Origin of the sequence: Nocardioides sp. (assembly GCF_036267815.1) — a bacterium.
GTDB lineage: Bacteria > Actinomycetota > Actinomycetes > Propionibacteriales > Nocardioidaceae > Nocardioides.
Window position 1 is genome coordinate 33,229 of sequence record NZ_DATAVI010000002.1, and the last position, 23,166, is coordinate 56,394.

Below are 23,166 nucleotides of genomic sequence, written 5' to 3' on the forward strand. Positions count from 1 at the left end.
CACTTCTTGGCCGCTGCAACCCCCAGGAAGTGCCAGAAGAGGCCAGGAAGTCCAGAGGTATGACGCGATGCCCGACCCGATGCCCGACCCGATGCCCGACCCGAGGCCCGACCCGAGGCCCGACCCGATGACGGGCCTGACTGTCGCCTCGACAGCGCGGGAGATGGCGGCCGCGATCCGGGCCAAGGAGGTCTCGGCACGCGAGCTGATGGAGCTCCACCTGACCCGGATCGCCGAGCGCAACCCCGAGCTGAACGCGATCGTGAGCCTGGACGAGGAGCGCGCCCGCCAGGGAGCCGCGGAGGCAGACGCGGCAACGGCGCGCGGTGCGGAGCTCGGGGTCCTGCACGGCCTCCCGTTCGCGTTCAAGGACACCCACGACGTCGCGGGCTGGCGTACGACGCACGGGTCGCCGCTGTTCGCCGACCTCGTCCCCGAGGTCGACGAGCTGGTGGTCGAGCGGATACGGCGGGCCGGCGCCGTCCCGATCGGCAAGACGAACGTGCCCGAGTTCGCCGCCGGCTCACACACCTTCAACACCGTCTTCGGCACCACCCTCAACCCGGTCGACCCCAGCCGCTCGGCGGGCGGGTCGAGCGGGGGAGCGGCGTGCGCGCTGCGAGCCGGCATGGTGCCCCTGGCCGACGGCTCCGACATGGGCGGCTCGTTGCGCAACCCCGCGTCGTTCTGCGGGGTCGTCGGCCTGCGACCCTCCCTGGGTCGTGTCCCGTCCTGGCCGAGTGGCAACTTCTGGGAGACGACGTCCACCAGCGGCCCGCTCGCCCGCAACGTCGACGACCTCGCGCTGCTGCTGTCGGTGATCGCCGGGCCGGATGCGCGCGTGCCGACCGCACTCGGTGAGCCCGGCGGTCCGTTCGCCGACGTCCCGGAGGTGTCCCTGGCCGGCCTCCGGGTGGCGCTCAGCGCGGACCTCGGTGGTCTGCTCGAGCTCGATCCGGAGGTACGGCGCGTGGTCGAGGAAGCCGGCGCGACCCTGGCCGGAGCGGGGGCAGTCGTCGAGCCGGCGCAGCCCGACCTGACCGCCGGCGAGGACACCTTCCGGACCCTGCGCGCCTGGCTGTTCCAAGCGGCGTTCCACGATCTGCTCGCGGCCCATCCCGACTCGTTCAAGCCCTCGCTGGCCGACAACATCCGCGCCGGTGAGCACCTGAGCGGGCCCGACGTCGCCCGCGCCTACGAGCAGCGCACGAACCTGGCGGAGCAGATGCGGGTCTTCTTCGGCGACCACGACGTGCTGGTCCTGCCTACCTCACAGGTGCCGCCGTTCCCCGCCGACCAGGAGTACCCCGCCGAGATCGCCGGTCGTCCGATGACGTCCTACCTGGACTGGATGCGCTCGGCGTACCTGATCACGGTGACCGGCTGCCCGGCCATCTCCGTGCCCGCGGGCGAGACCGCGGGCGGTCTGCCGATCGGGGTGCAGATCGTGGCGCCGTTCGGCCAGGACGCCAGGCTGCTCGGGGTGGCCGGGGCGTTCGAGCGCCTGCACCCGGTCGGGAGGTCTTGAGAGGTGTCTTGCCGTGCTCGCGGTCGTCCGTCCCTGGCCGCGCTCGCCGCGCTCGCGTGCGGCGTCGCCGTCTCCTTCGGCGTCTCCGGTCCGGTCGTCGCGACGCCGCCCGGCACTCCCCACCCGCCGTTCCCTGCGCCGATGTCACGAGCCTGCCCTCCGAGTGCCGACGCGGTGGCCTTCAGCGACGGCCTCGACAAGGCCGTCGTCCACGGGGTGACCGTGGGCGGTCTCTCCGACATCGCCTGGGACCCGGGCACGGGGCGCTACGCGTCCACCGTCGACAACCATGCGGACGACCCGTCGCGGATCTGGTTCTGGGCCGAGCCGGAGCACGCTCGGGTCGTCGGCCGTCCGCTGGTCCTGCGGGCACCCGACGGCACCCCCTACACCGGCGAGACGGCGGACAACGAGGGTCTCGCGACCCTGCCGAGCGGTCGATACGTCGTCAGCTCCGAGACGGAGCCCTCCGTGCGGATCTTCGGCAGGCACGGCCTCCAGCGCGCCGAGCTGCCCGTGCCGGCGCGCTTCCGAGTCGCGCCGGCGGGCGAGGCGACCGCCAACGCCACCCTCGAGGGCCTGACGGTGACCCCCGACGGACGCCACGTGGTCGCCTCCATGGAGGGCACCCTCAGTGGCGACGTCGGCACCGACCGGAACGCGACCTACCGCCGGTTCCTGATCTACCACCACGACGCCGGGACGGGCTGGGTCCTCGGCCGCCAGGTCGGCTACCAGGTGCAGCCCGGCAACCGCATCGCCGAGATCCAGGCCTACGGCCGCGACGGACTGCTGGTCCTGGAGGCGGCCTTCGACGGCACGGCCGGCAACGCCGTCGAGCTGTACGCCGTGCACACGACGGGCGCGCCCGACGTCTCCGGTGTCGACGACCTGGCGTCCGCCCCGGGGCGCGACGTCATGGCCAAGACCCTGGTCGCCGACGTGACCGCGTGCCCGACCCTGGGCGCCACGGCCAAGGAGCCGCAGGCCAACCCGCTGATGGACAACTACGAGGGGATGACCGTCGCGCCCTGGTCGTGGCGGTGCCCGGGCTGCCCACGGGTCTGGCAGGTCACGCTGGTCAGCGACGACAACTTCAGCGCGACCCAGACCACAAGGGTGCTGACGCTGACCGCACAGCTGCCCTGAGCGGTCCACGAGGCCCCGTGCGGTGCACAAGTGGAGGCAGGAACTGTGGAGATCGGGTGTCGCTCTGTGGATGACCAGGTCCAACTTGTGTACGACGCGCCGGAACTCGAAGTATGTGAAAGAAATGTGCCGCTAGCCCCTTGTGGTGGACAGCCCGGGGGCCCTAGAACTTCTCACACGCACTCCCTCCGGGGAGCGCGGGATCGGTCGGAGACGAAGATCCGTACGACGCTCGAGCGGCTTGCCGCGCGAGCATCGCGGTGGCCAGGTGGCGGGGCCAACGGGATCGGAGGAGCCGGCTGGGTCGACCGGGAGCGTCACCAGTACCGGTCACAGCGGTGAACCGTCGGACCCCGGCCTCGTGCCGAGGACCGACGGGACACCACCGAAGGGCCCTTGTCGCTCATACCGCCGAGGGCCCTTCACTTATCTCGCGCCACCTCTCGCGGCCACCTCTCACGGCCACATCTCACGGCCACCTCTCACGGCCACGGCCACGGCACAGTCGCCGACCCGGTTCCTGGTCACGCCACCGGGCGCCGATCAGGGCACCCTGGTCTGGACCACTCGTCCCCAGAAGGCCACGTGAGCTGTGGACGAGGGGCCGCAGGCTGTGGAAGCAAGGGCCGGACCTGTGGAAGACCCTGAGGAAATCGCGGTACGGCGAAAATCGTGCAGCCCAACATCTTGTGGGGGTCGACCCCGAGGGCATAGAACTTCTCCCACGCACTCCCTCCGGGGAGAGCGGGATCGGTCGGAGACGAAGATCCGTACGACGCTCGAGCGGCTTGCCGCCCGAGCATCGCGGTGGCCAGGTGGCGGGGCCAACGGGATCGGAGGAGCCGGCTGGGTCGACCGGGAGCGTCACCAGTACCGGTCACAGCGGTGAACCGTCGGACCCCGGCCTCGTGCCGAGGGCCGACGGGACACCACCGAAGGGCCCTTGTCGCTCATACCGACAGGGGCCCTTCAACTATTTCGCTCGCGTTCGGGCGAACTCCCCGGCAATGCTGGGCATCGCCCGCACGACGTCCCCGTGTCAACCAGGAGAACGCATGCCCCACGACGAGCGAGCCGCCCTCCTCGCGGCGTACGACGCGCAGCTGCGCGGCGCGGCCGAGGTGCAGGGAGCGGTGAGCTCGGACCAGTCCGGCCCGCTGTGGCGGGCGCTGTTCGACGACGGCGCCTTCGTCAGCTACGAGAGCCTGGAGGGCCTGGGCAGCATCGAGGAGGTCGAGCGGCTCGTCGCCGAGACGGTCGAGCACTTCGCCGCCCTGCCCCAGGTGCGCAGCTTCGAGTGGAAGACCCGCGGCCACGACTGGCCCGCCGAGCTCGACGGGCTGTTGCGACGCCACGGGTTCGAGCCCGACGAGGTCGAGACCGTGATGGTCGGCCAGGCCGGTCACCTGGCCGTCGACGTGCAGCTCCCCGAGGGGGTGAGCATCCGTCGTGTCGACCAGCTCCCCGACCGGGCGGCGCTGGTCACCGAGGCCAGCGAGGTCGCGGCCAGGATCTTCGGCGACGGCCCCTCGGGCGCGGAGATGCTCCAGCGCCTGGACCGGATGCAGGGTCGGGAGCAGTTCTGGGTCGCCGAGGCCCGGACGGCGACGGGCAGCCAGGTGATCTGCTCCGGCCGCCTCGCCCTGGTCGAGGGGACCGAGTTCGCGGGCGTCTGGGGCGGCTCGACCCTGCCGGAGTGGCGTGGCCAGGGCATCTACCGGGCGCTGACGGCCGCGCGCGCCCGGTCGGCGATCGCCGAGGGCGTGCGCTACCTCAACAGCGACTGCACGTCGATGTCGCGACCGATCCTGGAGCGCTCAGGCCTGGTCGCCGTCACCACGACCACCCCGTACATCTGGAACCGGCCCGCAGGCTGACGCCCGTCTCGGGCCCCGCGGGGGTGGGGCAAGATGAGCGGGTGCTCTACGGCATCCTGCACCGGATCATCCCGCCGCTGCTGCGTGCGATCTGGCGGCCGAGGATCGAGGGTCTGGAGCACGTCCCCCGAAGCGGCCCGCTGATCCTGGCCAGCAACCACCGCAGCTTCATCGACAGCGTGGTGATCCCGGCCGTGACGCCGCGGCCGGTGAGCTTCCTGGCCAAGTCCGACTACTTCCAGGGCCGCGGGGTCAAGGGCCGGCTGGTCAGGACGTGGTTCGTGATCTTCGGGGCCCTCCCGGTGGACCGCGACGACTCCCGGGCCGCGATCGCCAGCCTGGACACGGCGTTGGGTGTGCTCGCCGAGGGTGGTGCGTTCGGGATCTACCCCGAGGGCACCCGCTCGCGCGACGGCCGGCTCTACCGCGGTCGCACCGGCGTCGCCCAGCTCGCCCTCACCTCGGGAGCTCCCATCGTCCCGATCGGCCTGATCGGCACCGAGCGGCTGCAGCCGGTCGGCTCGAACCGACCGCGCCTGGTGCGCGTGACGGTCAGGTTCGGGGAGCCGATCGACGTCCGGGGCCGGTACGACGGCGTCCCGGCGGGCCGGGCCCGCCGCGAGATCACCGACACCGTGATGGAGCGGATCCAGGCCCTGACCGGTCAGGAGCCGGCCGGCACCTACAACGACCGCGCTCCCGACGCCTGAGCCCGGCGACGCTCCCGCACGAGTCAGCCCGCCCTGCTTGAATCAGCCCATGGACCAGCCGCGTCGGATCCGGGTCGGCATCGACACCGGGGGCACCTTCACCGACGTGGTCGCGCTCGACGAGGACTCCGGCCAGGTGGTGACGACCAAGACCCCGTCCACTCCTGCCAACCCCGCCGACGGGTTCCTGGCCGGCATCGACAAGGTGCTGGCGCTGCTGGCCGCGAGCGGGGAGGACATCTCCGCGGTCAGCCACGGCACCACGGTCGCCACCAACCAGCTGCTGGAGGGCAAGGTCGACCGGCTGGGCTTCGTCACGACCGAGGGGTACGACGCGATGCTGGAGATCGCGCGCCAGTCGGTGCCCGACGGGTACGGCAACTCCTACTTCTGGGTCAAGCCGCCCCGGATCGTGCCTCGCGACCTCGTGCGCTCCGTCGGCGGCCGGCTCGACCACACCGGCGCGCAGGTGCGGCCCTTCGACGAGGACGGCGCCCGCGAGGTCGCGCGCTGGTTCAAGGACCGCGGCGTCGACACCCTGGGCGTCTGCTTCCTGCACGCCTACGCCGACCCGGTCCACGAGCTGCGGATGCGCGAGATCCTGGCCGAGGAGCACCCCCGGGCGGTGGTCAGCCTGAGCAGCGAGGTGCTGCGGGAGTACCGCGAGTACGAGCGGGCCATGACCACCCTGGTCGACGCCGCCGTCAAGCCCCGGCTGTCGGCGTACGTGTCGACCATCAGCGACCGGCTGGCCGACTTCGTGGTCTCGACGGGCTCGACCGACGAGAGGCGGCGGGTGCCGTTCTACGTGATGAAGTCCAACGGCGGCGTGCTCAGTGCCGACGAGGTGGTCCACCAGCCGATCACCACCGTGCTGAGCGGGCCGGCCGCCGGCGCCTTGGGCGCGGCGCTGATCGCCAAGGTCGCCGGCTTCGACCGGGTCCTGACCTGCGACGGCGGCGGCACGTCGACCGACGTGTCGGTGGTCGTCGGTGGCGAGCCGACGCTGACCACCGAGGGCACCGTCGGCGCCTTCCCCAGCAAGATCCCGATGATCGACGTGGTGACCGTCGGCGCGGGCGGGGGCTCGGTCGCCTGGCTCTCACCCGAGGGCGCGCTCAAGGTCGGACCGCACTCCGCAGGCGCCGACCCGGGCCCGCTCTGCTATGCCAAGGGCGGCACCGACGTCACGATCACCGACGCGCACGTCGTGCTGGGGCGCATCCCACCGCACCTCCTGGGCGGCGAGATCCCGCTCGACGTCGGTGCGGCGCGGACCGGGCTGGCGGAGCTCGCCGGCCGCCTCGGCCTGTCCCCGGAGGCGGCGGCCATCGGGGTGCTGGAGATCTCCGCCTGGAACCAGGCCAACGCCCTGCGGCAGGTCACGGTCAAGCGCGGGCTCGACGTCCGCGACTTCACGCTCACGACGTTCGGCGGGTCGGGCTCCCTGCTGCTGTGCCGGCTGATGGACGTGCTGGCGATCCCGACGGTGCTGGTGCCGCCGGACCCCGGCAACGTCTCGGCGTTCGGGCTGCTGACCGTCGACGTCAAGAACGACTACGTGCAGACGCAGGTCGCCCTCGACGCGGCCCTGGACCTGGGCGAGCTGGCCACGACGTACGCCGAGCTCACCGCGCGGGCCGGGGACGCGCTGCTGCGCGAGGGGTTCGCCGACAGCGAGCACGTCGTCGTCCGCACCGCCGACCTGCGCTACTTCGGCCAGGCCTTCGAGGTGCGCGTGCCGGTCCCTGACGGTGAGCTCGACCGGAGGGCCCTCGACGGCGTGGTCGCGGCGTTCCACGCCGAGCACCACGGGCTCTACGGCTACGACTTCGCAGCCGACCCGGCCCAGCAGGTCGAGTGGGTCAACCTCCGCGTCTCGGGCATCGGCCCGATCACCCGGCCCGAGATCCGCCGCCGTCCGTCGGTCGAGCCGCCCCCGTCCGTCGACCGACGCGGTGCCCGGCGCTCGAGGCCCGTCTGCTTCGACGCCGGCCAGGGCTACGTCGCCACCCCGGTCGTCTGGCGGGCCGACCTCGCGCCGGGCACGACGCTCGCCGGGCCGGTGATCGTCGAGGAGTACGGCTCGACGGTGCCGGTGCACCCGGGCTTCAGCGCGACCGTCGACGACTTCGCCAACCTGCTGGTCCGGCGTACCGAGACGGGAGCGGGCGCATGAGCCGCCGCGTGCCCACCGAGTTCCCCTACGGCCCGCTGACCGGGGACTCCGGCGCGAGCGCGGACCCGGTGCTGGTCGAGATCGTCCAGGGGTCGCTGGCCAGCGTCGAGGCCGAGGTCGAGACGGCGATCGCGCGCACGAGCCGCAGCCCGATGATCCGCGACGCCCACGACTTCCGCGCCGGCATCCACGACCGACTCCTGCGCAAGCTCACCGGCCGCTCGTACTCCGCGCTGGTCCACCCGGTCGCCCGCGACTTCCCGATCGCCACGATGCGTGAGGGCGACGTCTACTTCCACAACGACGTCTACCGCTCCGAGGGCGGCGTCGGGCACCTGCCTGACCTGTGCGTGACGGTCCCGGTCCTCAGCGGCTCGCCCGCGGACGGGGGGAGGCGCGTCGTCGGCTTCGTCCAGGCCTTCGGACACCACGACGACATCGGCGGCGCCGTACCCGGCTCGATGCCGAGCGCGGCGACCACGGTCTTCAGCGAGGGTCTGATGGTGCCGCCGATCAAGCTCTGGGACGCCGGCGTCCCCAACCGCTCGGCGCTGACGATCATGACCCGCAACTCCCGGATGCCGGACTCGCTGGCGGCCGACCTCGACGCCGAGTGCTCCGCCTGCCTGATGGGGGCGCGGCGGCTGGGAGAGCTCTTCGAGCGCTACGGCGTGCCGGAGGTGGAGGCGTGCTTCGACGCCATCTTGGAGCGCACGACCCAGACCTACCGGCGCGAGATCCTGGCCAAGATCCCGGTCGGCTCGTGGGTGTGGGAGGACTACGCCGAGCACGACGGTGTGGACGAGCCGCGGCTGCACACGCAGCGGATCACGCTCACCCGCACCGCCGAGGACGACCCGGACGGCGAGCGGCTGGTGCTGGACTTCGACGGCACCGGGCCCCAGGCCAAGGGCCCGATCAACCACTGCGGCGACTACAGCGACGGCGTGTTCCTCAAGAAGTGGCTCGCGCCGATCCTGCGCAACCTCGCCGACAGCCCCGAGCGGATGGCCGAGCTGGACGTCAACGAGGGCGTCGTCCCCCTGATCGAGATGCGCTTCCCGGAGCCGGGAACGCTGCTCACGCCGGTCTTCCCGGCCCCGACCAACGCCCGGACCTTCGTGATCCTGCGGCTGCTCGGTGTCCTGGCCGGGGTGCTGGCCAAGGCCGTCGACGGCCGGATGCCGGCCGACCAGGAGACGATCCGCTACACCGGGGTGTACGGCGAGGACCTCGAGGGCCGCTCCTACCTCATGCGCGAGGTGCTCGGCGGCGGGTCGGGAGGGCGGTACTACGCCGACGGCGAGGACACGATCCACGTCGTCCCCGACTCGCGGAACCTCCCGACGGAGTTCACCGAGGCGCGCTTCCCGTTCCGGGTCGAGGCGCTGTCCCTGGCCGTCGACAGCGGGGGAGCGGGCCGCTTCCGCGGCGGCTTGGGCTACGAGAAGCACATCCGGATGCTCGCCGACGCGCACTTCATGTCGATCGCGGACCGCTCGATCCTCTCGTGCTGGGGCGTGAACGGGGGGCGAGCCGGACGACCCTTCCAGGTGACCATCGATCCCGGCGGACCCCGCGAGCGCGTGGTCGACGCCCTTGCCGATGCCGAGCCGGTGCGCGCGGGTGAGGTCATCCGGATCCGGACCACCGGCGGCGGCGGCTGGGGCGACCCCCTGGAGCGGGACCCGGAGCTGGTCGTCCGCGACGTCGTGTGGCGCAAGGTCTCGCCCCGGGCCGCGCTGGCCGACTACGGCGTCGTGCTGACCGGGAGCCCGGCGGACCTCGCCGCCGACCCCGCGGGAGGCCCGCCTCCCGAGCTGGGGTACGACGAGCGGGCGACCGCCGCGGAGCGCGCGAGCAGGAGCCCCGCGGCCGAGGCGTTCTTCGACCGCGGCCCCGGCTACGCCCGGCTGGCCGGCGGCGCGTCGCACGCCGAGGTCGACCTGCGCTGAGCCGCCGGGACCCGACGTCCGCGGCCCTGTCTTGGGCACTCGTCCCCGGCGCCCCGGATCGACGCGGCCGTCACTTACAGCGCCACACGGTTGTGTGATGGGCCTGGTAGGCGCTGTCATGGCCTGGTCCACCTGTGCGCGATGACGTCGTCCCTCGGTCGACGCGTCGTCCACCGATCGGGAGGAGCGCTCGCACCAGATGGGGCAGTCGGGGTTCTCCGAGGCGTTCGCAGCCGCACTGACCAGGCGGGGGGTGAGCCTGGCCTGGCTCCACCAGCGCCTCGTCGAGCGCGGTCACCCCGTGAGCCCGGCCGCGCTGAGCTACTGGAGGTCTGGCCGCAGCCAGCCCGAGCGCGGCACCTCGCGCGAGGCCCTGGTCGAGATCGAGCTGCTGCTGCGCGTGCCCCCCGGAGAGCTGGTCGGGCAGGTCGGCCCCTCGCGCCGACCGGGCCCCCGTCCCGGTGAGCGCAGCACCCGCGAGCTGCTGGCCGACCGCCCGGGGGTGCTGCGGGCGCTGAGCGAGCTGGGCTTCGAGGGTCTCTACGACGAGCTCACCGAGCACCTTCGTCACGTCGTGGTCGACGTGGACGTCGAGGGGCGGGTCGTCGCCTTCCAGCTGCGGGCCGCGATGCAGGCCCGCCACGACGGCGCCCGGCGCACGCCCACGTTCCTGACCACCGACGAGGGCGGCCCGGTGCGGTTCATCCCGATCGCGGGATGCCACGTCGGGCGCACCCATCTGGACCCTCACGAAGGGGTGTTCGGCAGCGAGCTGGTGCTCGAGCGGCCGCTGGCCAAGGACGAGATCGGGCTCTACGAGCTGCGCGTCGAGCTGGCCGTGCCGTCCACCGACCCGTCGTACCACCACTTCGCGGCCCGCCGGATGGCCGAGCTCCTGGTGTGGGTCCGCTTCGACCCCGCACGGCTTCCACGCCGGGTCGAGCGCCGCGCGGAGACCGACGAGGGCACGGTGGTGCACGAGGTGCCGCTCGGGTCGGGGACGTCGGCGCACGTGCTGGCGCGGGGCTTCGGCCCGGGGATGCTCGGGCTGCGCTGGGACTGGTGATCCCGGGATCCTCTCGACCTGCGGGGATTCCGGGTGCCCGACCACTACCGTCGCGGTGTGCGAGTGATGCTGGCGCTGGGCGGCAACGCGATGACGAGCGCCGACGGACGGGCGCGACCCGAGGACCAGATCGCGGCCGCGGAGGTGGCCATGGACGCCGTCGCCGAGCTGATCTCCCACGACGTCGAGGTGGTCATCACCCACGGCAACGGCCCGCAGGTCGGCAACCTCCTGGTCAAGAACGAGCTCGCCGCGGCCGTCGTCCCGCCGGTCCCGCTGGACTGGTGCGGTGCGCAGACCCAGGCGACGCTCGGGTTCGTGCTGATGGACGCCCTGGACGCCGCGTTGGCGGCGCGCCGGATCGACAAGCGGAGCGCGGCCGTCGTGACCCGCGCGCTGGTGGACCCGGGCGACCCCGGCTTCGTCAGGCCGACCAAGCCGATCGGCCGCTTCCTGCCCGCCGACGAGGCGCAGCTGCTGGTCGAGCACGGCGAGGTCTGGGAGGACCGCGGCGAGAAGGGCTGGCGCCGGGTGGTGGCCTCCCCCGAGCCGCTCGACATCCTCGATGCCCCCGCCGTGCTGGAGCTGATCCGCGCCGGCTTCGTCGTCGTGGCCAACGGCGGCGGCGGGATCCCCGTCGTACGCCGGGAGGACGGGTCGCTGTCGGGTGTCGAGGCTGTGATCGACAAGGACCTCGGAGCCGCCCTGCTGGCCGTGCTGGTGGGTGCCGACGTGCTCGTCGTCGCGACCGACGTCCCCCAGGCGGTGCTGCGCTACGGCACGCCGGAGGCGGAGCCGCTCGGCCGGGTCACGCTGTCGCAGATGCAGGCGTACGCGCAGGAGGGCCACTTCGCCAGCGGGTCGATGGGACCCAAGGTCGACGCGGTGTGCCGGTTCGTCCAGGGCACCGACCTCCCGGGGGTGATCACCAGCCTCGACCGGATCGTCGACGCGGTGACCGACGTGGGGCAGACCGGGACGGTCGTCGTCGCGGACTGAGCCTGGTCCACACCGAGCCCCACCTCGGTGGTAGGGCACCGGCGGGACCTGCCAAGATCGGCTCATGCCGACTCAGCCCGCCGCCATCGAGGTACGCAAGGTCCCGATCCACTCCGTCTCGGACGCCTCCGAGCTGACCAGGCTCATCGACGAGGGCGTGATCCGGGCCGACCGCGTCGTCGCCGTCATCGGCAAGACGGAGGGCAACGGCGGGGTCAACGACTACACCCGGATCATCGCCGACCGCGCGTTCCGCGAGGCGCTGGTCGAGAAGGGCGCGGACGCCGCGACCGTCAAGGAGATCCCGATCGTGTGGTCGGGAGGCACCGACGGCGTGATCAGCCCGCACGCGACGATCTTCGCCACCGTGCCCGAGGGCGAGGCCGTGGCGACCGGTGAGCCGCGCCTCACGGTCGGGTTCGCGATGAGCGAGCCGCTGCTGCCCGAGGAGATCGGACGGCGCGGGATGATCGAGAAGGTCGCCGCGGCGGTCGAGGTCGCGATGGGGCGGGCCGGCATCACCGACGTCGCCGACGTCCACTACGTGCAGACCAAGACGCCGCTGCTGACCATCGAGACCATTCGCGATGCGAAGAGCCGGGGGCACGACGTCTTCACCGAGGACACCTTGATCTCGATGGACGTGTCCAATGGCGGCACGGCCCTCGGCATCGCCGTCGCGCTGGGCGAGATCGCGATGCCCGACGACTCCGACGTCCTGCGCGACCGCTCGCTGTACTCCTCGGTCGCATCCTGCTCGTCGGGCGTCGAGCTGGACCGCGCGCAGGTCGTCGTGGTCGGCAACGCCGCGGGCGTCGGCGGCCGGTACCGCATCGGGCACTCCGTGATGGACGACGCGCTGGACGCCGACGGCATCTGGGACGCCATCCGCTCCGCCGGTCTCGACCTGCCCGAACGCCCGCGCACCGAGGATCTCGACGGTCGCCTGGTCAACGTGTTCCTCAAGTGCGAGGCGTCCCAGGACGGTCACGTCCGCGGCCGGCGCAACGCCATGCTGGACGACTCCGACGTGCACTGGCACCGCCAGATCAAGGCCGCCGTCGGCGGCGTGACCGCCGCGGTGACCGGCGACCCCGCGGTCTTCGTCTCGGTCTCCGCCGCCCACCAGGGCCCCGACGGCGGCGGCCCGGTCGCCGCCATCGTCGACCTCGGCGATCGCTGACGAGGGGCCGGGTCGGCGCCTGCGAGGATGGGGACATGAGCGATGCGCGGCCGGTCCACACCTGGCTCACCGACATGGACGGCGTGCTGGTCCACGAGGAGGACCCGATCCCCGGGGGTGCGGAGTTCATCGAGGCGCTGAAGGCCAGTGGTCTGAAGTACCTGCTGCTCACCAACAACTCGATCTACACCCGCCGCGACCTCCGAGCCCGGCTGCTCGGCAGCGGCATCGACGTTCCCGAGGACCACATCTTCACCTCGGCCCTGGCCACCGCCGACTTCCTCGACGAGCAGCGCCCCGGCGGGACGGCGTACGTCGTGGGGGAGAGCGGGCTGATCACCGCGATGCACGACATCGGCTACGTGATGACCGACCGCGACCCGGACTACGTCGTGCTGGGCGAGACCCGCACCTACTCCTTCGAGGCGATCACCAAGGCGATCCGGCTCATCGAGAACGGCGCCCGCTTCATCGCCACCAACCCCGACCCCAGCGGTCCGAGCCACCAGGGCACCCTGCCCGCGACCGGCAGCGTCGCAGCCCTGATCAGCACGGCCACGGGGCAGCGGCCGTACTTCGTCGGGAAGCCCAACCCGCTGATGATGCGCAGCGCACTCAACCGGATCGAGGCCCACTCCGAGACCACCGTGATGGTCGGCGACCGCATGGACACCGACATCGTCAGCGGGCTGGAGGCGGGTCTGCGCACCATCTTCGTGGGCACCGGCTCGACCAGCGTCGAGGACGTCCCCCGCTTCCCCTACAAGCCCACCAAGGTCGTCGACTCGGTCGCCGACATCGTGCCGCTGGTCCAGGAGTGGGCCTGACTCACGCCTGCGGTGCCGGTGCCCCGGGGCGTGACCGGCTCGGGGACCCGCTGATCGTCAAATCCCCCGCTGAAGCGGGGGATTTGGCACTTCTTGGCCGCTGCAACCCCCGGGAAGTGCCAGGAGAGGCCAGGAAGTCCACGATGCGCGGTAGTCAGCACGCTCCTGACGGGCCGCGACCGCGACCTCGGCGACGTCGTGGTCCTCGCCCTCGTCGCTGCGCCTCCACCTGTGGGGAGCCCGCGGCGGGTCGTCAGGTTCCCTGCTCGCCCGGTTCTTCTGCCAGCCAGGCCCGGATCGCCTCGGAGTGCTGTCCCAGCGTCGGCGGCGCGACGTGCGACTCGCGGCCGCCGGAGTAGGGGTTCTCGTCGAAGCGCAGCGGCGAGCCCGACAGCCGGAGCATGCCGTACGCCGGGTGGTCGACGTCCAGCACCAGCCCTTGGGAGAGCACCTGGTCCCAGGCGTAGACGTCGTCCATCGACCGCACCTTCCCGGCCGGGATGCCCGCCTCCAGCAGCAGGCCGAGCCAGTGCTCGGCCGGCTGGGTACAGAAGCGCTCCTCGATCACCGCGATCAGCTCCTCGCGGTGGGCCACGCGCTCGCCGTTGCGCGCGAAGCGCGGCTCGTCGGCGTCGAGGCCGACCAGGGCGGCGAACCTCGCCCACAGGCCCTCCGACCCCACCGCGACCTGCACCGGCGCGGAGCCGGTGGCGAACGTGCCGTACGGCGCGATCGCCGGGTGGTGGGCACCGGAGACGCCCGGCACGCGGCCGCCCTGGAGCCAGGCCGTTCCCTGGAAGGCGTGGACCCCGACGACGCCCGCGAGGAGGGAGGTCCGCACCACCCGGCCGACCCCGGTGGTGGAGCGCTCGTGCAGCGCGGCCACGACGCCGTACGCGAGGTTCATCCCGGCGAGCAGGTCGGCGATCGGCACCCCGACCTTGGTCGGCTGCTCGATCCCGGTGACCGACATCAGCCCGCCCTCGCCCTGCGCGATCTGGTCGTAGCCGGCGCGGCTCGCCTCGGGGCCGTCGTGCCCGAAGCCGGTGATCGAGCCGATGACCAGACGGGGGTTCAGGGAGTGGAGCCGCTCGACGGTGAAGCCGAGGCGGTCCAGGGCGCCGGTGCGGAAGTTCTCCAGCAGCACGTCGGCACGTCGCGCCAGCGCGGCCAGGACGTCGGCGTCCTCGGGATCCTTGAGGTCGAGGACGATCGACTCCTTGTTGCGGTTGGCCGACATGAAGTACGTCGAGTCCCGCAGCACCTCGGCCGTGCCGGTGGCGACCTCGCCGGCCCACGGCGGACCCCAGGCGCGGGTGTCGTCGCCGGCGGCGCTCTCGACCTTGATCACCCGTGCGCCGAGGTCCCCGAGCATCATCGCCGCCTGCGGCCCGGCCAGCGCCCGGGTCAGGTCGACGACCAGCAGCTCGGACAGCGGGCCGGCGTCGCTCATGCCTGCCAACCTAATGGCGACGCGCCGGTCCGGCTGCCCCGCGGCACCCGGCTGCGTCGTCGGCGCCGGATGGTTGGGTAGGACCATGCCGGAGCACACGACGTACCACCTCGTGTCCCCGGCGGCCGCGGCCCGCGAGCCGCTGGTGCTCGACGCCGACCAGCAGCGCGTCGTCGACCACGCGGGCGGGCCGCTGCTGGTGCTCGCGGGGCCGGGCACCGGCAAGACCACGACCCTGGTCGAGGCCATCGCCGAGCGCATCGAACGCCGTGGCGCCGACCCTGGTCAGGTGCTCGCGCTGACGTTCTCCCGCAAGGCCGCCGAGCAGCTGCGCGACCGGGTCACCGCGCGCCTGGGTCGCACGACGGGGGCCGCGATGTGCTCCACGATGCACTCGTTCGCCTACGGCCTGATCCGCCGCTACGCGCCGCGTGAGCTCTACCGCGCCCCGATCCGGCTGCTGTCGGCGCCCGAGCAGGACGTGGTCGTGCGCGAGCTGCTCCAGCGTCATGCCGAGTCCGTGGCGTGGCCTGCGGCGCTCGATCGCGCGGTGGAGACGCGGGGCTTCGCCCGCGAGGTGCAGATGGTCCTCTCGCGGGCCCGTGAGAAGGGCATGGAGAGCGACGACCTGGTCGCGCTCGGTCATCGCGAGGGCCGGCCGGAGTACGTCGCCGCTGGCCTCTTCCTCGCCGACTACCTCACCAACCTCGACGACCAGTCCGCCACCGACTACGCCGACCTGATCCGCCGGGCCGTGATCGAGGCGCAGGCGCATCGCGACGAGCTGCGCCGGCAGTTCCACCACGTCTTCGTCGACGAGTACCAAGACACCGACCCCGGACAGGTCGACCTCCTCCGCGCGCTGGCCGGCGACGGTGGCGACCTGGTGGTGGTCGGCGATCCGCACCAGTCGATCTACGGCTTCCGGGGCGCCGAGGTGCGGGGGATCCTCGAGTTCCCCTCCGACTTCCCCCGCGCCGACCACACGCCCGCCGCCGTGGTGTCGCTGCGCACCACGCGACGCTTCGGGCCGCGCCTGCTCGTGGCGACCCAGCGCGTCGCCGGCCGCATCGGCCTGCCCGGCACCCTCGACGCCGGCGCCCGGACCTCCTTCCTGGCTCCCGTCGCCGACGATGCCGGCGACGAGGGCCTGGTCACGGTCCTGACCTTCGACACCGAACGGGCCGAGGCCGAGCACCTCGCGGACCTCCTGCGGCGAGCCCATCTCGAGGACGGCATCGCGTGGGACCGGATGGCGGTGCTCGTGCGGTCGGGCCGCACCAACATCCCGCCGCTACGGCGTGCGCTCGGGGCCGCGGGCGTCCCGGTCGAGGTCGCGCGCGACGAGCTCCCGCTGGTGCAGGACCCGTCGGTGCTGCCGCTCCTCGACGCTCTGCGTGCGGCGGTCAACCTCGACAACGACGACGAGGGCTCCGCCGAGCACGTCGACGGCGCGCGTGCCGAGTCGCTGCTGCTCGGCCCGCTGGGCGGCCTCGACGCGGGCGACGTGCGCCGGCTCTCGCGGCTCCTCCGCGTCCGTGAGAAGGACCTCGCCCGGGCCGAGGGCCGCCTGCCGCGCACCTCGCGCGAGCTGGTGCGCCTCGCCGTGGTGTGCGACGGGTTCCTGGACGACCTGGTCGGCCCGGAGGCGACGGTCGCCCGCGCTCTGCACGCCCTGCTGCGCTCGACCGCCGGGGCCCTCGCCGACGGCGGCACGGCGCAGGACGCGCTGTGGAGCCTGTGGTCGGGCACCGACTGGCCCGGACGCCTCCAGCGAGGGGTCGAGCTGGGCGGGGGAGCGGCCCGTCGCGCCCACCGCGACCTGGACTCCGTGGTGGCGCTGTTCGACGTGGCCGCCCGCGAGGCCGACAAGCGCGACGCGGCCGCGGTCACCGGGCCCGGTGGAGTCCGCGACTTCCTCTCCCGGCTGGTCGCGCAGCAGATCCCCGCCGACACCCTTGCCGAGCAGGGGGTGCGCGGCGCCGCGGTCCGGCTGCTCACCGCGCACCGCTCGAAGGGGCTGGAGTGGGACCTCGTCGTGGTCGCTCACGTCCAGCAGGACGCCTGGCCGGACCTGCGCCGTCGCTCGACGATGCTCCAGGCCGACCAGATCGGCAGGGCCGAGCTCCTGCCCCCGCTCACCACACGCGAGCTGCTCCAGGAGGAGCGCCGGCTGTTCTACGTCGCCTGCACCCGCGCGCGCTCACGACTCGTGGTGACCGCCGTCGCCTCCGCCGAGGACGACGGCGAGCAGCCCTCCCGCTTCCTGGCCGAGCTCGGCGTCAGGGTCGAGAGGGTCGACGGGCGTCCGGCTCGACCGCTGTCGCTGGGCGGGCTGGTGAGCGAGCTGCGGCGCACCGTGGCCCATCCCGACACCGCCGAGCCGCTCCGGGTGGCGGCGGCTCGTCGGCTTGCCCGGCTGGCCGGCGAGACCGTGGGCCACCGGGCGCTGGCCCCGCAGGCCGACCCCTCGTCGTGGTGGGGCACCCGCGCCGCGAGCCGGTCGGTGCAGCCGGTGCGCGACCCCGACCGCCCGGTGCCCGTGTCGGCGTCGATGCTCGAGCAGGTCATGACCTGCCCGACGCAGTGGTTCCTGATGACAGAGGCCGGTGGCGCCGGCCCGGCCCACCAGTCCGCCAACATCGGCCAGCTCGTGCACGCCTTGGCCCAGCGGGTGGCCTCCGAGGAGGTCCCTCCCGACCTCGACCTGCTGATGGGGCGCGTCGACGAGGTCTGGGGCAGGCTCCACTTCCGGACGCCGTGGTCGGCCGCGCGCGAGCACGACCGGATCGAGCTGGCCCTGACCAGGTTCCTCCAGTGGCAGGCCGACAACCCGCGCTCGCTGATCGGCACCGAGGCGAGGTTCGAGACCGTGGTCGCCCTCGAGGAGGGCGAGCGGGTCTCGCTCTTCGGGTACGCCGACCGGCTCGAGCTCGACGCCGACGGGCGGGTCGTCGTGGTCGATCTCAAGACCACCAAGAACGCGCCCAGCGGTCCTGCCGTGCAGCGGCACGTGCAGCTCGGCCTCTACCAGTACGCCGTCGACCACGGAGCCGTCGACGAGCTCGCGCCCGACCGGCACGGCGAGTCGGGTGGTGCCGAGCTCGTCCAGCTCGGACTCGCCGACGGCGACTCCGCCGTCGTCCAGCGACAGTCGCCGTTCCCCGATGACGGGCCGGAGCGGACCGCCCTGCGTCAGCAGCTCGACCGCGCGGCCTCGCTGATCCGCAGCGAGACCTTCCCGGCGGTCGCCGGCGACCACTGCCGTGACTGCGCCTTCCACTCGATCTGCCCGGTCCAGGGAGCCGGGTCGGTGACCTCCCGATGACCGACGAGTACCCGACGCCGCGACGCTCGATCGCCTCCGCCGAGGAGCTCGGGAGCCTGATGGGCTGGCCCTACCCGCCGAGCCCCGAGCAGTGGGAGGCGATCCGTGCTCCCCTCGAGCCGGCGGTGGTGATAGCGGGCGCGGGCTCCGGCAAGACGACGCTGATGTCGGCTCGGGTGGTGTACCTCGTGGCGACCGGCCAGGTCCGCCCCGATCAGGTACTCGGGCTGACGTTCACCACCAAGGCCGCCAGCCAGCTGCGCAGCAAGGTGCGCCAGGACCTCCTGGCCGCAGGTCTCCTCCCCGAGCCGGGCGCCGACACCGACGACACCATCGAGCCGACCGTCGCGACGTACAACGCCTACGCCGCCGGGCTGCTCGCCGACCACGGCCTGCGGATCGGCCACGAGCCCGACACGCGCGTGCTCACCGACGCCTCGCGCTACCAGCTCGGCGCTCGCGTGGTCGACCGGCACACCAGCGAGGTCCGGTTCCTCACCGACCATCCCCCCACCGCCATCCAGAACCTCCTCGCCCTCGACGGCGCGATGAGCGAGCACCTCGTCTCGCCAGAGGCCGTGCTGGAGGTCGACTCCCTCGCCGAGCAGGGGTTCGTCCGCGAGCACGACGCGGAGCGCGGCGGCAAGGCGCGCAAGACCTACCTCGACGCCACCGCCCGGGCGGTCAACGCCATCGAGCGGCGCCGCGAGCTGATGGGCCTGGTCCGCGGCTACCGCCGACTCAAGGCCGACCTCGGGCTGATGGACTTCTCCGACCAGATCGAGCTCGGCGCCCGCCTCGCCGTCGAGCAGCCCGAGGTGGGCGCCGCGGAGCGCGAGAGGTTCCGGGTCGTGCTGCTCGACGAGTACCAGGACACCTCGGTCGCCCAGGCCACCATGCTGTCGCGGCTCTTCGGCGGCGGTCACGCCGTCACCGCGGTCGGCGACCCCAACCAGGCGATCTACGGCTGGCGCGGGGCCTCGGTGTCCAACATCCTGCACTTCGCCGACACCTTCCCCGCGGCCGACGCAGGCGTGGTCCCCGTCCACCCGCTCACGGTCAGCCGGCGCTCCGACCGCCGCATCCTCGCGGTCGCCAACCGGCTCGCCGAGCCTCTCTACACCGCGTACGCCGGGCAGGTCGTCCGCCTGGCTGCCCAGGACACCGCGGGCCAGGGAGAGGTCTCGACCCGGGTCCTGGCGACCCACGACGACGAGCTCGCCTGGCTAGCCACGGAGGTGACCTCGACCCACGAGGGCGGGGCACGCTGGTCCGACATCGGGGTGCTCACCCGCGACAACGCCCACGCGGCTGACGTCTTCGACGCCCTGACCGCCCACGACGTGCCGGTCGAGATCGTCGGGCTGTCCGGTCTGGTCCGGCTGCCCGAGGTGGCCGAGGTCGTGGCGACCCTGCACCTGCTCAACGACGTGACGGCCAACGCCTCGCTGCTCACGCTCCTGACCGGCCCACGCTGGGCGATCGGCCCCCGCGACCTGCGGCTGCTCGCGCGCCGGGCGGCGGCCCTGGCCGGCGGCAGCGTGCGCGAGAGCGAGACGCTCGGGGATCAGCTCATCGGCATCGCCGACGGCGTCGACCCGGCTGAGATCGCCGCCCTGGGCGACGCCCTCGACTCGCCGGGCGACGCGCCGTACTCCCCGGAGGCGCTCGAGCGGTTCCCGCTGCTCGCCGCGGAGCTGCGGATGCTGCGCCGCAGCGTCGGCGAGCCGTTGCTCGACATCGTCCGGCGCATCGTCGACACCTCCGGTGTCGACATCGAGCTCGCCTCGGCGGTGTCTCCCGCGGCCGCGGCCCGTCGCGACAACCTCGACCTGTTCGTGAAGGCGGTCGCGGAGTTCCAGGCGGTCGACGGCGACGTCTCCCTCTCCGCGCTGCTGGCCTATCTCACCGCCGAGGACGACCAGGGCAACGGGCTCGACCTCGCCACGCCCACGGCGGCCGACTCCGTCAAGCTGCTCACCGTCCACCGCGCCAAGGGCCTGGAGTGGGATCACGTCTTCCTGGTAGGGGTGTGTGAGACGCGCTTCCCGTCCAACCGCTCGCGAACCCTGTGGACCTCCTCGCCTGCGGTGCTGCCGGCCCCACTGCGCGGCGACGCGGGTGACCTGCCCCAGCTCGCCGGGTTCGACAAGCCGGCTCTGGACGCCTATCGCGCGGACACCCGTGCGCACGACCAGGAGGAGGAGCTCCGGCTGGCCTACGTCGCCTTCACCCGGGCCGCCCACCGGCTCAGCGTCACGTCGTACCTCTGGAGCGCCCGGACGACTCCGTACGGCCCGTCCTCGTTCCAGCAGGTTCTGCGCGACCAGCTCGACGAGTGGGGGGAGCCGGTCGCGGGCTGGCTCGACAAGCCCGAGAAGGGCGATCCCAACCCCTACGACGCGGTCGACCCGTCGCGGCCGTGGCCCGAGCCCGGGCCGGGACGCGAGGCGGCGGCGAGGCTGGCGGCGGCTCGGGTCGTGATCTCGGCCGACCCGGCGGCTCCCGACGAGGGGCTCGACATGGTCGAGGCCGCGCAGGTCGCCGACTGGGACCTCGAGCTCGACCGGCTCGTCGCCGAGGCCCGGGCCGACCGTTCGCCCCGCATCGACGTACCCCTGCCCAGCTCGCTGTCCGCGACGGCGCTGGGCCGGCTGCGCACCGATCCCGAGACGTTCGCGCGAGAGCTGGCCAGGCCGATGCCGCGTCAGCCTTCGCCCGCGGCGCGGTTCGGCACCCGGTTCCACGCGTGGGTGGAGGCGCGGTTCGGCCAACAGGACCTCTTCGACCCCGACGAGCTGCCCGGCCAGGGCGACGCCGGCATCGACTCCGACGACGACCTCGCCGAGCTGATCGCGACCTTCGAGCGCGGGCCGTTCGCCGAGCGTGCCCCGCACGCCGTCGAGGCGCCGTTCGCACTCGTGCTCGGCGGGCAGGTGGTCCGGGGGCGGATCGACGCGGTGTACGCCGAGCCGGTGGGGAGCTCGCCGGGCTTCCTCGTCGTCGACTGGAAGACCTCCCGAGGCGAGGACGCCGACGCTCTTCAGCTGGCCCTCTACCGCCTGGCGTGGGCCGAGCTCGCAGGAGTGGCCGTGGAACAGGTGCGGGCGGCGTTCTACTACGTGCGGTCGGGCCGGCTCGTGGAGCCCGCGGGCCTGCCTGGTCGCGACCTGCTCGAGCGGCTCGTCAGCCTCCCAGCGACGCCGTGAGGGCGAGCTCCACCATCTCGCCGAAGGTCTGCTCGCGGTCTGCGGCCGTCGTCTGCTCGCCGGTCACGATGTGGTCGGAGACGGTGCAGATCGCGAGCGCCCTGGCGCCGTGCTTCGCAGCCAGCGTGTAGAGCGCGCTGGCCTCCATCTCGACCGCGAGCACCCCGTAGGCCACCATCCGCTGCGCCAGCTCGGGTCGCGCGGGGTAGAACGAGTCGCTGGAGAACAGCAGACCGACCTGAAACCTGGTGCCACGCTCCTCCGCGGTGGTGACGGCCGCGCGGAGCAGCCCGAAGTCCGCCACCGGCGCGTAGTCGAGGCCCTCGAAGGTGATCTTGTTCATCGAGGAGTCCGTGCAGGCGCCGGATGCGATGACGACGTCGCGAAGCGCCAGGCCGTCGGCCAGCGCACCGCACGAGCCCACCCGGACGACGGTGTGCACGCCGTACTCGGAGAAGAGCTCGTTGGCATAGATCGCCAGCGAGGGCTGGCCCATCCCCGAGCCCTGCACCGAGACCGGGCGGCCGTGCCAGGTGCCGGTGAACCCGAGCATCCCGCGCACCTCGGTGTAGCACCGCGGGTCGTCGAGGAACGTATCGGCGATCCAGCGGGCCCGCAGCGGGTCGCCGGGCATCAGGACCGTCGGCGCGACATCCGCCGGGCCGGCTCCGATGTGGGTGCTCACCCGGACTCCTGGGTGTGATGGTCACGCCCGCGGGCGATCAGCCCCAGGGAGTACAGCGGGCGGTCCTGGGTCTCGACGTACACCCGTCCGAGGTAGCTGCCGATCACGCCCATCATCAGCAGCTGGATGCCACCGAGCAGGAACATGCCGACCGTGATGAACGCCCAGCCGGGCACGGCCCGGTCCGGCAGGAAGAGCCGAACGTAGACCACGAAGAGCGCCCCCAGCCCGCTCAGCAGCGAGATCAGCATGCCGAGCCGGGAGATCAGCCGCAGGGGGAACGTCGAGAAGCCGAGCATGCCGTCGGCGGCGAGCTTCAGCATGGTCCGCAGGGGGTAGGAGGAGGAGCCGGCGAAGCGCGGGTCGCGGTCGAACGGCACGGCCTCCTGGCGGAAGCCGACGTGGGAGACGATGCCGCGCAGGAACCGGTCGTGCTCGCGGTAGCGGACGACCTCGGCGACCACCTTGCGGTCCATGAGCCGGAAGTCGCCGACGTTGCGCGGGATGTCGACCGACGCCATCCGGGTCAGCAGCCAGTAGAACGCGAACGCCGTCCCGCGCTTGAACGCCGGGTCCTTGCGGGTGCGACGTTGGGCGTAGGCCACGTCCACGCCCGTCTCCCAGCACTCGACCAGCCGCAGGCTGACGTCGGGGGGATCTTGGAGGTCGGTGTCCATGACGATCACCGCGTCGCGTCCGACGGCGGCATCGAGCCCGGCGGTGACGGCGATCTGGTGACCGAAGTTGCGCGACAGTGAGATGACCGTGACGCGCGGGTCGGCCGCCCGCAGGGCGAGGAGCAGGTCGAGGGAGCCGTCATGGCTGCCGTCGTCGACGTAGACGAACTCGAAGTCGAGGTCGGGTCGCTGCTCGGTCGCGCTCGCCAGGGCGGAGTGGAAGGCCTCCAGGGCGGGTGCCTCGTTGTGGACGGGGAGCACGTAGGCCACCGTCCGACGACCGGGAGGCGACGGCATCGACGGCATCGACGAGTCCTTCCCGTGGGTGCTGCTGGCGGCGG

General features: G+C 72.8%; 15 protein-coding genes. 12 read left to right on the forward strand and 3 right to left on the reverse strand.

Annotated elements, in window-relative coordinates; translation table 11 throughout:
* The first annotated feature begins 67 nt into the window (after positions 1–67).
* The 10 genes from VHW64_RS00415 (at position 68) to VHW64_RS00460 (ending at position 13,473) form a co-directional block, all read left to right on the forward strand.
* Positions 68–1,528 carry an amidase gene (locus tag VHW64_RS00415; protein WP_329648516.1) on the forward strand — a complete coding sequence of 487 codons (1,461 nt, stop codon included), beginning with the start codon at positions 68–70 and terminating at the stop codon, positions 1,526–1,528.
* 3 nt (positions 1,529–1,531) lie between these two features.
* Entirely contained in the window at positions 1,532–2,677 is a 1,146-nt protein-coding gene (locus tag VHW64_RS00420) for an esterase-like activity of phytase family protein (RefSeq protein ID WP_329648517.1), read from the forward strand.
* A 1,055-nt stretch (positions 2,678–3,732) separates the two neighbouring features.
* A complete protein-coding gene (locus VHW64_RS00425; protein ID WP_329648518.1) occupies positions 3,733–4,554 on the forward strand; it encodes a GNAT family N-acetyltransferase in 822 nt (273 codons plus the stop codon).
* A gap of 41 nt (positions 4,555–4,595) precedes the next feature.
* Positions 4,596–5,264, forward strand: a complete 669-nt coding sequence (locus tag VHW64_RS00430) for a lysophospholipid acyltransferase family protein (protein WP_329648519.1) — start codon at positions 4,596–4,598, stop codon at positions 5,262–5,264.
* 49 nt (positions 5,265–5,313) lie between these two features.
* A complete protein-coding gene (locus VHW64_RS00435) occupies positions 5,314–7,443 on the forward strand; it encodes a hydantoinase/oxoprolinase family protein (protein ID WP_329648520.1) in 2,130 nt (709 codons plus the stop codon).
* Positions 7,440–9,398, forward strand: a complete 1,959-nt coding sequence (locus tag VHW64_RS00440; protein ID WP_329648521.1) for a hydantoinase B/oxoprolinase family protein — start codon at positions 7,440–7,442, stop codon at positions 9,396–9,398. Before VHW64_RS00435 ends, VHW64_RS00440 begins: the two co-directional genes overlap by 4 nt.
* A gap of 199 nt (positions 9,399–9,597) precedes the next feature.
* Positions 9,598–10,464 carry a hypothetical protein gene (locus tag VHW64_RS00445; protein WP_329648522.1) on the forward strand — a complete coding sequence of 289 codons (867 nt, stop codon included), beginning with the start codon at positions 9,598–9,600 and terminating at the stop codon, positions 10,462–10,464.
* 66 nt (positions 10,465–10,530) lie between these two features.
* Complete coding sequence (locus tag VHW64_RS00450; RefSeq protein WP_329648544.1) at positions 10,531–11,463, forward strand: carbamate kinase; 933 nt, start codon at positions 10,531–10,533, stop codon at positions 11,461–11,463.
* 64 nt (positions 11,464–11,527) lie between these two features.
* Positions 11,528–12,646 (forward strand): ring-opening amidohydrolase, encoded by a 1,119-nt coding sequence (locus tag VHW64_RS00455; RefSeq protein ID WP_329648523.1) that lies wholly within the window; start codon positions 11,528–11,530, stop codon positions 12,644–12,646.
* Positions 12,647–12,681: 35 nt separating this feature from the next.
* Complete coding sequence (locus VHW64_RS00460; protein WP_329648524.1) at positions 12,682–13,473, forward strand: HAD-IIA family hydrolase; 792 nt, start codon at positions 12,682–12,684, stop codon at positions 13,471–13,473.
* A 253-nt stretch (positions 13,474–13,726) separates the two neighbouring features.
* Here VHW64_RS00460 and VHW64_RS00465 read toward each other — a convergent pair whose 3' ends face one another.
* The gene (locus VHW64_RS00465; protein ID WP_329648525.1) at positions 13,727–14,926 is read right to left on the reverse strand and encodes a CoA transferase; all 1,200 of its coding nucleotides are present in this window, start codon (positions 14,924–14,926) and stop codon (positions 13,727–13,729) included.
* 85 nt (positions 14,927–15,011) lie between these two features.
* Between VHW64_RS00465 and VHW64_RS00470 the strand changes: the two genes are divergently transcribed.
* Both VHW64_RS00470 and VHW64_RS00475 read left to right on the forward strand, forming a co-directional pair.
* Positions 15,012–18,254: an ATP-dependent DNA helicase gene (locus tag VHW64_RS00470; RefSeq protein WP_329648526.1), complete on the forward strand. Its 3,243-nt coding sequence runs from the start codon at positions 15,012–15,014 to the stop codon at positions 18,252–18,254.
* Complete coding sequence (locus tag VHW64_RS00475) at positions 18,251–21,463, forward strand: ATP-dependent DNA helicase (RefSeq protein WP_329648527.1); 3,213 nt, start codon at positions 18,251–18,253, stop codon at positions 21,461–21,463. Before VHW64_RS00470 ends, VHW64_RS00475 begins: the two co-directional genes overlap by 4 nt.
* Here VHW64_RS00475 and deoD read toward each other — a convergent pair.
* Both deoD and VHW64_RS00485 read right to left on the reverse strand, forming a co-directional pair.
* Positions 21,441–22,148, reverse strand: a complete 708-nt coding sequence (deoD, locus tag VHW64_RS00480) for a purine-nucleoside phosphorylase (RefSeq protein ID WP_329648528.1) — start codon at positions 22,146–22,148, stop codon at positions 21,441–21,443. The genes VHW64_RS00475 and deoD overlap by 23 nt on opposite strands.
* Positions 22,145–23,131 (reverse strand): glycosyltransferase family 2 protein, encoded by a 987-nt coding sequence (locus tag VHW64_RS00485; RefSeq protein WP_329648529.1) that lies wholly within the window; start codon positions 23,129–23,131, stop codon positions 22,145–22,147. The genes deoD and VHW64_RS00485 overlap by 4 nt, the downstream gene beginning before the upstream one ends.
* Positions 23,132–23,166: the final 35 nt, after the last annotated feature.